Here is a 12211-nt window from a genome sequence, read left to right as displayed (position 1 = left end):
TGCTTTGCAAGTCGCATCCTACGCGACTTCCGATGAATCGTCACTTTCGGGCGTCCAGAGCGTGGCCACCTTGCTGCCGGCGTCCGGCACGATCGAGGGAATCCAACGCGCGTACTTCTTTGCGGTGATGGTCCAGTCCCGGTGCCCCATCTGCTTGGCGACCCACATGATGTTCTCGCCGGCGCTGAGCGCCTGGCCCGCGAAGGAGTGCCGCATCTGGTACCGGTCGCGGTACCGCCCGCCGGCGCGGCGCAGGACGCGCTGCCAGTCGCCGTCGCGCAGGCTCTGGTCCGAGCCCCACCGCGCGCCGGTGCGCGGATCGTGGAAGATGAACTCGCCGGCCAGGGCCGTGCGTGCGCGCTGGGCCTTCAGGACGGCGATCGCCAGCGCCAACAGCTCCACGACCCGCACGCCAGCCTCGGTCTTAGGTGCCTTCATCCTGCCCATCACCCACGCGCGCGTAGGCCGCCATGCGCCAGATATGGGTGCCGGTGTCCGTGTCGCTGTAGTGGAGTGGCCGGCCATGCCCCGCATCTGGATCGCGTGGCGGGGCGGCGGATGCTATCGGGTTGCATCGGCCTGCCAGCGCCTGACTCTAGCCTCCGCCTCGCGGAAGGAAAGATTCTCCACCAGTTGCCGCAGGTCCGCCGCCATCGCCGCGGGCAGCGACGGCGCCAGGCCGTGCAGCACCCCCTCGACGCGGTCGGGGTCGTCGCCGTCCAGGGCCTGCAGCCGTTGCTGCAACTGGTCCTGCAGCGGGACTGCGGAGGCGGTGTCGGCATCCTGGGCCGTGGCCGCCGGCACCGCGTCTGCCAGGTCCTCGGCCTGCGCCACGAAGCGCTGGATCGCCATGGCGGTGGCGGCCATGGCCGTGCCCAGGGCCGCGATCGCGGCGCCGGCCTGCGTCGGCGCCTCGCTCAGCCGTTCCTCCAGCGCCGCGCTGGCCGCGACCAGCACCGGCAGCGCCAGCGAACCGGCAGAGCCGCGCAGCTTGTGCACGTAGGAGATCGCCGGCGCCGGCTGGTCCGGGTCCAGCAGCGCCTGCAGCGTCGCCGCCGGATGGGGGTTCTCCTGCAACAGCTTGGGCAGGGAGCGCTGGTAGGGCGCCGGTTCGGTCCGCAGGCGCCGTGCCTGTGCGGCGTCGAGCAGTTCCGACTCTGCGCCGGGTCAGGCGTCGCCGGCCGCTGCCGGCGTCGGCGTGGGCGCCGGCTCGAGCGGCGCCGACCGCGGCGCGCGCAAGGGCAGGAACTGGCGGATGATCGCGATCAGCTGCTCGACCTGGAACGGCTTGGCGACGAAGCCGTTCATGCCGCTGGACAGCGCCAGTTCCTGCTGCTGGCGGTAGGCGTCGGCGGTCAGTGCGATCACCGGCAGGTCGGTCAGGCGCGGATCGGCTCGCAACTGGCGGGTGGCCTCGTAGCCGTCCAGGGTCGGCATCTGCACGTCCATCAGCACCAGTTGGAAGCCGCTGGGGTCGCGCTGCAGCCGCTGCAGCGCTTGCTCGCCGTCGTGCGCCAGTTCCACCAGGGCACCTTCGCCCTCGAGGATGCGCTGCGCGACCTCGCAGTTGATGTCGCTGTCGTCGACCACCAGCAGCCGGGCACCGGCCAGGCGCGGCGCGCCGTCGCCGCTGAGCAGGGGCGACGGGCCGTCGTCGCGGCGGCGCGCCAGCAAGGTGGCGATGGTGCGGTAAAGCGCCGAAGCGGTGACCGGCTTGGTGATCACCGCGTCCACGTCGCCGGGGGCCTGCTGCTCTTCCAGCAGGCGGCGCTCGTAGGCGGCGACCATGGCGATGATCGGCTGCCGCTGCGGCGCCGATTGCGCGCGGATGCGCTTGGCCACGCTCAGCCCGTCCAGGTCGGGCATGCGCCAGTCGAGCAGGATCGCGTCGAAGCCGTCGTGTTCCGGATTCGCCGCGGCGAGCGCCGCGGTGCCGCTGGCCACCGCTTCGACCTGCCAGCCGAGGCCGCGGGCGATGCTGGCCAGGTTGCTGCGCACCAGATCGTGGTCGTCGGCGATCAGCACCCGGCGCGGCTCCGGATGTTCCACCTCGGCGGCCGGCGCCGGCAGCACCGGGAAGCTGATCGCGAAATAGAAATCGCTGCCGCGGCCGGGGATGCTCTGCACCTCGAGCTGGCCGCCCATCAGTTCCACCAGGCGCCGGCTGATGGTCAGACCCAGGCCGCTGCCGCCATAGCGGCGGCTGGTGGAGGTGTCGGCCTGCAGGAACGGCGAGAAGATCAGGCTCTGCTTCTCGCGCGCGATGCCGATGCCGGTGTCGCGCACGGAGAAGAACAGCTTGGTCTTGCCGGGCTCGCCGCTGGGGAAGCCGCGCACCGACAGCGCCACTTCCCCCTGCTCGGTGAACTTGATGGCGTTGCCGACCAGGTTGATCAGCACCTGGTTCAGGCGCAGCGCGTCGCCCTTGAACCAGCGGCATCCGGCCGGCAACGGCTCGACGATCATCTCCACCGGCTTGGCGCTGATCGCCGAGGTCATCAGTGCGGCGATGTTCTCCAGCAGCTGGTTCAGGTCGAACGGTTCCGACTCCAGGTCGATGCGCCCGGACTCGATCTTGGAGAAGTCGAGGATGTCGTTGATGATCTCCAGCAGCCCGCGCGCCGCGTTGTCGATCTTCTGGATCGTGTCCTTGGCCGCCTGCGGCAGCTCGCTGTGCTGCAACAGGTACAGCATGCCCAGGATCGTGTTCATCGGCGTGCGGATCTCGTGGCTCACGTTGTCCAGGAAATCGCTCTTGGACTGGTTGGCGGTTTCCGCCGCGTCGATCGCCAGGCGCAGTTCGCGCTCGTGGCGCTTCCGCTCGGTCAGGTCGACCGCGATGCCGAGATAGCCGAGCCCCCGTTCGTCGTCGTCGCGCAGCGTGCTCAGGGTCAGCAGCACCGGGAACCGGCGGCCGTCCTTGCTGACGTAGGTCCATTCGCGGGTGTCGCTGCGTCCGAGCGTGGACAGCGCCGCCACCGACTCGAACGTCGGCGCCACCACCATGCCCGACTGCGCGGACATGCTCTCGGCGCGGCTGGCGAGCTGCACCGGGTCCAGGAACAGGCCGGTGGCCTTGCGCCCGATCATCTTGTGCGCGGGGTAGCCGAGCATGGTCTCGGCGGCGGGATTGAACAGCGTGATGGTGCCGTCCGGATCGGTGGCGACGATCGCGTAGCCGGCATTGGCCAGGATCGCGCGCTGCAGCGCCGAATAGGCGACCAGTTCGCCGGTGCGCTGCGCCACCTGCTGTTCCAGGGTGGCGTTGAGCTCCAGCACGCGCGCTTAGGCGCGCATCCGTTCGGAGACGTCGTGCAGCAGGTGCGAGTGGCCGACCACACGGCCATCGCTGTCCAGGATCGGCGAGACACTGGCCAGCACGCCGACGTGGTGACCATCGCGATGCCGCAGTCGCCGCACCTGCCCGCCGTCGGCGGGATCGCGCACCTGCGCGCCGAGCAGGTCCTGCAGCGGCTGGCCGATGGCCCGCGCCGACGGGTGGCCGAAGATGCGCTCGGCCGCCGGATTACAGTGGGTGATGCGGCCATCCGCGCTCTCGGCCACGATCGCTTCGTTGGAATTGCCGACCAGTGCGGCCAGTTGGGTCTGCTTGCGCAGGATCAGGTCGCGGCGATGGCGGCCGGTCAGGTACAGGTACAGCAGCGCGGCCAGCAGCAGGGAGATGCCGCCGACCAGCGCCGCGGCCAGCGGCGGCGAGGTCTGGTTGAGCGAGCGCAGGAACTCCGGCGTCGCCTGCGCGTCGAGCAGCCAGTGGCGGCCGTACACCGGCAGGCTGCGCATGGCGCGCAAGCCCGCGAGCGACGGCGGCGGGGCCGCCTCGTCGCCGTCGCGGTAGAACGGCCGCGCCCTGTTTTCGCTGTCGGCCAGGGTCAACTGCACGTTGCTGCTGTGGTCGGGGGAGGAGGCCAGCACCTCGGCGATGGTGAGCGGCGCGTAGGCCCAGCCGGTGGTGGCCTGCCAACGCTGCTGCGGGGTCTGCAGCGGCAGGTTCTCGTGGTATACCGGCAGCAGCAGCAGGAAGCCGCTGGTGCCGACGCCGGGGGTCTGCACCAGCCGCACTGGCGGGGTGATGGTGGGTTTGCCGGACATCGCCGCGGCGATCGCGGCGCGGCGCCGCGCCGGCTCCGAGCCGATGTCGAAGCCTTGCGCCGGGTTGTTGAGCCATAGCGGCTGGATGTACAGGATCACGAAGCGGTCGCCGGCATGCGGCTTCATCTGCTGGATCCGCAGCGACGGCGCGCCGTCGCTGCGCGCCTGCTGCAGGAACGCGGCCTCGTCGGCCGGCGCCACCCGCTGCACGTAGCCGAAGCCGCGCACGCCGGGGAACTCGCGCCGGTACTCGCGCGAATCGCTGTAGCGGTCGAAACGCTCGCGCGAGATGCGGTCGCCGCCCGCGGCGATCACTGCGCCGCGCGCGCCGCGCAATCCGAGCTCGTAGATGTCCAGGCGCTGCTGCAGATCGCGGGCGACGTGCGTGGTCAGCTGCTGGAAGCGGGCCCGGGCTTCCTGGCGGTTGTGCCGGTGCAGGCTGTCGGCGACCAGCGCCGCGGCCAGCATTCCCAGCAGCAGCACCACGACTGCGGCGATCACCGCCGCGCGGCCGGAACCGGTGGCGGCTGTCCAGCGCATCTTCGACATGAACCCCTTCTCTTTGCGAACGTTGCGATGCGCAGGCATCGGTGTCCTTCCGGTCCTTACGGGATGGCTTTCACCGTTGCAAGCGGCGGCCCGGCAGGCCGCGCGCCTCACGTGGGCACAAGCGCCATCGCTGCACCGGCTCCGCGTTGCGTTGCGGCGGCGATCCTAGACCTTCATTGAATCGGCGTGACGATTGCGTGCAGCGTCACCCCGATCAATCCGCCGACCAGGGTGCCGTTGAAGCGGATGTACTGCAGGTCGCGGCCGACACTCAATTCCAGTTGCTCGACCAGATGGCGCTCGTCCCAGCCTTTCACTGTCTGCGCGATGTGCTCGGTGACGCCGCTGCGCAGGCGCTGGGTCAGCTTCTCCGCGCCGCCGAGCAGGTGCTGGTTGAGCGCGGCGCGCAGCGCGCCGTCCTGGGACAGCGATTCCCCGAGCGCGCCCAGCGAACGCTGCAAGTGCTGCACCAGCACGCCGTCGCTGCGCGACAGGTCCTCGCGCAGGCTGGCGTGGACCTGGTCCCACAGGCCCTGCACGTAGTCCTGCACGCCGGGATGCTCGATCAGACGTTGCTTCATCGCCTGCAGCCTGTCGGCGGTGGCGGGATCGCTGCGCAGCCGTTGCACGTAGCCGCCGAGCCAGCGCTCGTAGTCCTGGCGCAGCGGATGCTGCGGCTGCGACAGCACGTCCTGCAGTTCGTCCAGCAACGCATGCGCCAGGCGCTCGGCGAGGGTGTCGGCGATGCCTTCCACCGGCTTGACCCATTCCACCGTGCCGACCAGCTTGGGCCATTCGCGGCGCGCGTACTTGACGATCATCGCCGACACGCGCTGTTTCACCGCCGCGTCGTCCAGGTGCCGGCCGAGCCGGGTCAGCGCTTCGTCGAGCAGCGCCTGGTGGCGGCCGTCGGCGGTGAGCAGGCCGAGGATCTCGCCGGCGGTCGCGGCCGCGTTCCATTCGTGCAGGCGCGCCACCACGAACCCGTGGATGCGGCGCCGCACCGCGGCCTCGTCGAGCAGGTCCAGTGCCTGCAGCGCCCAACCGCGCGCCAGTTCGGCAAGCTTGCCGGCCTGTGCCGGTTCGGCCAGCCACTGGCCCAGCCGCGCGGCGGGATCGAACGCACTGAGCTTGGACAGCAGCGTCACCGGTTCCAGGAAATGGTCGCGCACGAACACCGCCAGGCTGTCGGCGATGCGCGCCTTGCCGTGCGGAACGATCGCGGTATGCGGGATCGGCAATCCCAGCGGATGGCGGAACAGCGCCACCACCGCGAACCAGTCCGCCAGCGCGCCGACCGTGGCCGCCTCGCAGAACGCGCCGATCCAGGCCCAGGCGCCGTGCATGCCCATCACGTGGCTGAGCAGGAAGCCGGCCAGCATCGCCAGCAGCAGCAGCGCGGCCAGCAGCTTCATGCGCCGCAGCTGCGCGCGGCGCGGATCGGGCGGCATCGACGGATCCAGGGAAACGGTCATGCCGGCAAGTGTACGCAGCGGCGGGTTAGGCGGATTTCATCGCGCGGCGGGGATGGCGCGCATGCGCGGCGGGCAGTGGCGAGCGGCGCGTCCCCGACAGCGCGGCCGATGCACCGCTGCGGCGTGGCGGTCGCGCGCTTGGCCGCCTGCTTGAGTTCGTCCTTGCCGGCGATGGCCGTAGCCCGCTGTTGGTCCTCGGGCAGGCTGGGACCGCAGCGTCAGCCCAGCGCGTCCAGCGGCCGCACGTAATCCGCGCCCAGCGCCTGCGCCACCGCGCGGTGGGTGAGCCTGCCGGCGTGCACGTTGAGGCCGTTGCGCAGGTCCTGGTCGTCCGCAGCGCCTGCAGGCCGTGCCCGGCCAGCTGCAGCACGAATGGCAAGGTGGCGTTGGTCAAGGCGAAGGTGGAGGTGCGCGCCACGCCGCCGGGCATGTTGGCCACGCAGTAGTGGACGATGCCGTCGACCTCGTAGGTCGGCTGCTGGTGTGTGGTGGGACGGCTGGTCTCCAAGCAGCCGCCCTGGTCGATCGCCACGTCCACCAGCACCGAGCCAGGCCGCAGCAGCGCCAGCTGCGCGCGCGACACCAGCTTGGGCGCGGCGGCGCCGGGGATCAGCACCGCGCCGATCACCAGGTCGCTGTGCGGCAGGCACTGCTCGATTGCATCGCGGGTGGAATACAGCGTGGTCAGCTGGTGGCCGTACAGCTCGTCGAGATACTTGAGCCGTGCCAGCGACCGGTCCAGCACCGTCACCCGCGCGTGCAGGCCCATCGCCATGCGCGCGGCGTTGATGCCGACCACGCCGCCGCCGATCACCAGCACCTGCGCCGGCGCGACCCCGGGCACGCCGCCGAGCAGCACCCCGCAGCCGCCCTGCGCCTTCTCCAGCGCGTGCGCGCCGGCCTGGATCGCCATGCGCCCGGCCACTTCGCTCATCGGCGCCAGCAGCGGCAAGCCGCCGTGGCCGTCGCTGACGGTCTCGTAGGCGATCGCGGTGCAGCCGGAGCGCAGCAGCGCATTGGCCTGCGCCGGATCGGGCGCCAGGTGCAGGTAGGCGAACAGCAACTGCCCCGGGCGCAGCAGCGCGCACTCCTGCTGCTGCGGTTCCTTGACCTTGACGATCATGTCGGCCTGCGCGAACACGCTGGCCGCGTCGTCGGCCAGGCGCGCGCCGGCGCGTTCGTAGTCCGCGTCGGTCAGGCCGATAGCCTGGCCGCCGTCGCGCTGCACCAGCACCTGGTGACCGTGCAGCACCAGTTCGCGGACCCCGGCCGGGGTCAGCCCGATCCGGTACTCGTGGTTCTTGATCTCTTTCGGGACGCCGACCAGCATGAGCGGTTCTCCAGGCGAGCGGCGCGCGTGGGGAGCGCGGAGCGGGTTGGGTGGGCGAGTTGGAACAAGGCGGGGATCAGGGCGTGCTGCGGATCATGTCGGCCAGCACCGCGAAGATGCGGTCGATGTGTTCGCGCTCCACGATCAGCGGCGGCGACAGCGCGATGGTGTCGCCGGTGACGCGGATCAGCAGGCCGGCGTCGTGGAAGCAGCGCTCGAAGATCGCGTAGGCGCGCGCGCCGGGCGCATCCTTGCGCGGCGCCAGTTCGATCGCGCCGATCAGGCCGAAATTGCGGATGTCGACGACGTGCGGCAAGTCCTTCAGCACATGGATCGCCTGCTGCCAGTAGCCACCCAGTTCGATCGCCTGGTCGAACAGGTTCTCTTCGGCATAGGTGTCCAGCGTCGCCAGCGCCGCGGCGCAGGCCAGCGGATGGCCGGAGTAGGTGTAGCCGTGGAACAGGTCGATGGCGCCGGCCGGACCGTGGGCGAAGGCGTCGTGGATGGCATGCGAGACGAACACCGCGCCCATCGGCACGCAGCCGTTGGTCAGGCCCTTGGCGGTGGTGAGCAGGTCCGGGGTCACGCCGAAGCGCTGCGCGGCGAAGGCCTTGCCGACGCGGCCGTAGCCGGTGATCACCTCGTCGAAGATCAGCACGATGCCGTGCTTGTCGCACAGCTCGCGGATGCGCTGCAGATAGCCGAGCGGCGGCAGCACCACGCCGGCCGAGCCGGAGATCGGCTCGAGGATGACCGCGGCGATGGTCGAGGCGTCGTGCAGCGCGACCAGCCGCTCCAGATCCTCGGCCAGCTCCACGCCGTGCGCCGGCAGCCCCTGCGAGAACGCGTTGCGCTCGATGTCCAGGGTATGCCGCAGGTGGTCCACGCCCGGCAGCAGCGGGCCGAACCATTTGCGGTTGTTGGGCAGCCCGCCGACCGAGATGCCGCCGAAACCGACCCCGTGGTAGCCCTTCTCGCGGCCGATGAAGCGGGTGCGCTGGCCCTCGCCGCGGGCGCGGTGGTAGGCCAGGGCGATCTTCATCGCGGTGTCCACCGACTCGGAGCCGGAGTTGGTATAGAACACATGGTCCAGGCCGGGCGGGGCCAGTTCGACCAGGCGCTCGGCGAGCACGAACGGCAGCGGCGAGCCCATCTGGAAGGTCGGCGCGAAATCCAGCGTGGCGATCTGCCGGGACACCGCCTCGACGATGCGCGGCCGCGCGTGCCCGGCATTGCAGCACCACAGCCCGGCGGTGCCGTCGAGGATCCGGCGCCCGTCCACGCTGCGGTAGTACATGCCTTCGGCCGAGGCCAGCAGGCGCGGCCGCGCCTTGAACTGGCGGTTGGCGGTGAACGGCATCCAGAACGCGTCCATGCCGTCCGGCGCCTGCGTGGCCTGGGTGGCGTAGTGGTCGGCCAGCGCCTGGGAGGAGGGGGGCGGCTGAGGGCGCATCACGGGCTCCACGCGAGGGGGTGTTGAAAAAACTTTACACCAACCGCGCCTGCGGTTGCGGCGCCGGCGCGCGCGGCGGTGCCCGGGCAGCCGCCCGCACTGCAGGCCGGTTCGCCGCGCAGGAGTGGGCGAACAGCGTCGCGCCGCGTCCGTCGGGCGGGCACGCCGGCGGCCGCGCGCGGCGCATCGGCAAATTGACCGCCAGGACCGGGTGTGTAAAGTATCCGGCAACACCATCCAGGCTCTTCTCATCCCGCGATGGATATCGGCGCCCGCCTGCACCGGGTTCGCACCGCCCACGGGCTGAGCCAGCGCGAGCTGGCCAAGCGGGTGGGCGTGACCAACAGCACCATCTCGCTGATCGAGCAGAACAAGGTCAGCCCCTCGGTGAGTTCGCTGAAGAAGGTGCTGGACGGCATCCCGATCTCGCTCGCCGATTTCTTCACCCAGAACCTGCAGATCGGACCGGCCGATGCGCCGTTCTATGGCGCCGACGAACTGCCCGACATGGGCAGCGACGGCATCCACTACTACCTGGTCGGCGGCCATCGTCCGCAGCGGCAGATGTGCATCCTGCGCGAGGTGATGCCGCCTGGCAGCGACACCGGCACCGCGATGCTGGTGCACGAAGGCGAGGAAGGCGGGGTGGTGGTGGCCGGCGAGGTGGAGATCACCGTCGGTGCGCAGGTGCGCGTGCTGCGTGCCGGCGAGGGATACTATTTCGAAAGCCGGGTGCCGCACCGGTTCCGCAACGTCGGCAGCGACGCGGTGGTGATCGTCAGCGCCAATACCCCGGCCACGTTCTGAGCGCCGCCCGCGCCGCTGCGCGCGCTCCCGCCCCGCCGCGGCCGCACGACCCATAGAACGACCCGCAGATCCGTTCCTTCCTTCCGACCCGGAGCTTCCGATGACCGCACCCCGCACCCGCGATGCATGGCAGGCGATGGCCGACGCGCTGCGCCTGCGCACCCAGGCCTTCATCGACGGCCGCTACGTCGATGCGGCCAGCGGCAAGACCTTCGGCTGCATCAGCCCGATCGACGGCCGCCTGCTCGGCCAGGTCGCCGAGGGCGAGGCCGAGGACATCGACCGCGCGGTCGCCGCGGCGCGGCGCAGCTTCGATGCCGGGCACTGGTCGCAGGCCAAGCCGGCGCAGCGCAAGAAGACCCTGCTGAAGCTGGCGCAACTGGTCGAACGCCACGCCGACGAACTGGCGCTGCTGGAATCGCTGGACATGGGCAAGCCGGTGCGCGACGCGCGCAGCGTGGACGTGGCCGCCACGGTGCGCTGCCTGGCCTGGACCGGCGAGGCGCTGGACAAGCTCTACGGCGAAGTGGCGCCGACCGGGCAGGACGAACTGGGCCTGATCACGCGCGAGCCGCTGGGCGTGGTCGGCGCGATCGTGCCGTGGAATTTCCCGCTGCTGATGGCCGCGTGGAAGATCGCCCCGGCGCTGGCGGCGGGCAATTCGGTGGTGCTCAAGCCCTCGGAGAAATCGCCGCTGAGCGCGCTGCGCCTGGCCGAACTGGTGGCCGAGGCCGGCATTCCCGACGGCGTGTTCAACGTAGTGCCGGGGTTCGGCAAGGGCGCCGGCGAGCCGCTGGCCCTGCACATGGACGTGGACGGGCTGGTGTTCACCGGTTCCACCGCGGTCGGCAAGCGGCTGCTGCAATGCGCCGGGCTGTCGAACATGAAACGCGCCTACATGGAGTGCGGCGGCAAGAGCCCGAACCTGGTGTTCGCCGACGCGCCGGATCTGGAGCAGGCGGCGCAGGCCGCGGCCGGCGCGATCTTCTACAACCAGGGCGAGGTCTGCACCGCGGCGTCGCGGCTCTTGGTGGAACGCGCGATCAAAGACGACTTCGTGGCCCGCGTGGTCGCCGCCGGGCGCACCCTGCAGCCGCGGCATCCGTTCGACGACGACGCGGCGATGGGCGCGCTGGTGGACCAGGCGCAGACCCACCGCGTGCTCGACTACATCGCGCGCGGCAACGAGGAAGGCGCGCGGCTGCTGCTCGGCGGCAAGCGCGTGGAGGTGGTCGCCGGCGGCTGCTACGTGGAGCCGACCATCTTCGACGAGGTCGGCCACGAGCACACCATCGCCCGCGAGGAGATCTTCGGCCCGGTGCTGTCGGTGATCGCCTTCGACGACGAAGCGCATGCGCTGCGCATGGCCAACGACAGCGACTACGGTCTGGCCGCGGGCGTGTGGACCCGCGACATCGGCCGCGCGCACCGGGTGGCGCGCAAGCTGCGCGCCGGCAGCGTGTGGGTCAACTACTGGGACGGCGGCGACATGACCGCCCCGTTCGGCGGCTACAAGCAATCGGGCAACGGCCGCGACAAGTCGCTGCATGCGTTCGACAAGTACACCGAGATGAAGGCGACCTGGATCAATTTGGTTTAGTTCGGGACTGGGGACTGGGGACCGGGGGATGGTCGCGAGTGCGCTGCATCTTCGCTTTTCTGCAGGAGGGCTGAAGCCCCTCCTGCAGAAAAGCGGCATGGCTTAAATTGCAAAAAAGCTGCTTTTGTCTCCAAGAATTTGGCGATTTTTTCGTCAAATCGCTTGACAGCGATTTGCCCTTGGACGACACCCTGCCGTCCCGAGTCCCGAGTCCCGAGTCCCGAGTCCCGAGTCCCGAGTCCCGAGTCCCGAGTCCCGAGTCCCGAGTCCCGAGTCCCGAGTCCCGAGTCCCGAGTCCCGAGTCCCGAGTCCCGAGTCCCGAGTCCCGAGTCCCGAGTCCCGAGTCCCGAGTCCCGAGTCCCGAGTCCGACCCGCTCCACGCGGCAGGCGAAACAGCCCTGGCGCGCATGGTGCAGATGCAGGTAGCGCACTTGCGGATCGGCGAAGGCTTTCACGATCGCGGCTGCGATCGTTTCGCCGGCGTGCACGTCGGCGGCGATCAGCATGTCGGCGGCGTCGTAGCCGCGCAGCGAGAGCAGGCGCCGGCGGATCGCGGCGGGCACCTGGTCCGGCACCGTCGCCGCGGTCTGCGCATGGCGGCGCACGTAGATCGGCCCGGCGGCGCGGTAGGGCGTGTCCGCCGGCTGGTGCCGGTAGTGCAGCAGCAACAGTTCCTCGCCGGGTCGCGCGTCTTCCAGGCTGACCCGGCACGGGAAGCCCGGCGACTGGTCGGCATGGACGCGGCGCGCGCCGTGCGCGTGCAGTTGGGTGTCGTCGAGGTCGAACAGCGGCGCGAACGGCGCGGCGGACAGGCCGATGCAGCGGAAGCTGGACATGTGCGTTCCAGGAGAAGATCGAGGGCGTAGCATGAGTGCCGCCGCGGTCGC

General features: G+C 70.6%; 7 protein-coding genes and 1 pseudogene. 2 read left to right on the top strand and 6 right to left on the bottom strand.

Features of this window, described 5'->3' with window-relative positions:
* Positions 1-18 precede the first annotated feature (18 nt).
* The 5 genes and pseudogenes from G4Q83_RS09760 to aptA all read right to left on the bottom strand — a co-directional run bounded on the left by G4Q83_RS09760 (position 19) and on the right by aptA (position 8929).
* The gene (locus G4Q83_RS09760; RefSeq protein WP_246432338.1) at positions 19-402 is read right to left on the bottom strand and encodes a site-specific integrase; all 384 of its coding nucleotides are present in this window, start codon (positions 400-402) and stop codon (positions 19-21) included.
* A 159-nt stretch (positions 403-561) separates the two neighbouring features.
* A pseudogene (locus G4Q83_RS09755) lies at positions 562-4659 on the bottom strand (CHASE domain-containing hybrid sensor histidine kinase/response regulator).
* A gap of 173 nt (positions 4660-4832) precedes the next feature.
* Entirely contained in the window at positions 4833-6134 is a 1302-nt protein-coding gene (locus G4Q83_RS09750) for a DUF445 domain-containing protein (protein ID WP_386273382.1), read from the bottom strand.
* Between the two features lie 25 nt (positions 6135-6159).
* Positions 6160-7464 (bottom strand): alanine dehydrogenase, encoded by a 1305-nt coding sequence (gene ald / locus G4Q83_RS09745; RefSeq protein ID WP_246432337.1) that lies wholly within the window; start codon positions 7462-7464, stop codon positions 6160-6162.
* Between the two features lie 76 nt (positions 7465-7540).
* Positions 7541-8929: an omega-aminotransferase AptA gene (gene aptA, locus G4Q83_RS09740; RefSeq protein WP_425480291.1), complete on the bottom strand. Its 1389-nt coding sequence runs from the start codon at positions 8927-8929 to the stop codon at positions 7541-7543.
* A gap of 246 nt (positions 8930-9175) precedes the next feature.
* Here aptA and G4Q83_RS09735 point away from each other — a divergent pair, with 246 nt between their 5' ends.
* A complete protein-coding gene (locus tag G4Q83_RS09735) occupies positions 9176-9724 on the top strand; it encodes a cupin domain-containing protein (protein WP_128419544.1) in 549 nt (182 codons plus the stop codon).
* 100 nt (positions 9725-9824) lie between these two features.
* Positions 9825-11324: an aldehyde dehydrogenase gene (locus G4Q83_RS09730; RefSeq protein WP_128419545.1), complete on the top strand. Its 1500-nt coding sequence runs from the start codon at positions 9825-9827 to the stop codon at positions 11322-11324.
* Here the strand turns inward: G4Q83_RS09730 and G4Q83_RS23260 are convergent.
* Positions 11321-12160 (bottom strand): DUF1203 domain-containing protein, encoded by an 840-nt coding sequence (locus G4Q83_RS23260; protein WP_246432336.1) that lies wholly within the window; start codon positions 12158-12160, stop codon positions 11321-11323. The two genes, G4Q83_RS09730 and G4Q83_RS23260, sit on opposite strands and share 4 nt — an antisense overlap.
* Positions 12161-12211: the final 51 nt, after the last annotated feature.

The sequence above is a fragment of the Xanthomonas theicola genome (genome assembly GCF_014236795.1).
Classification (GTDB): Bacteria; Pseudomonadota; Gammaproteobacteria; order Xanthomonadales; family Xanthomonadaceae; genus Xanthomonas_A; species Xanthomonas_A theicola.
Note: the sequence above shows the minus strand (reverse complement) of the source record. Positions and strands in the feature narration are given on the sequence as shown.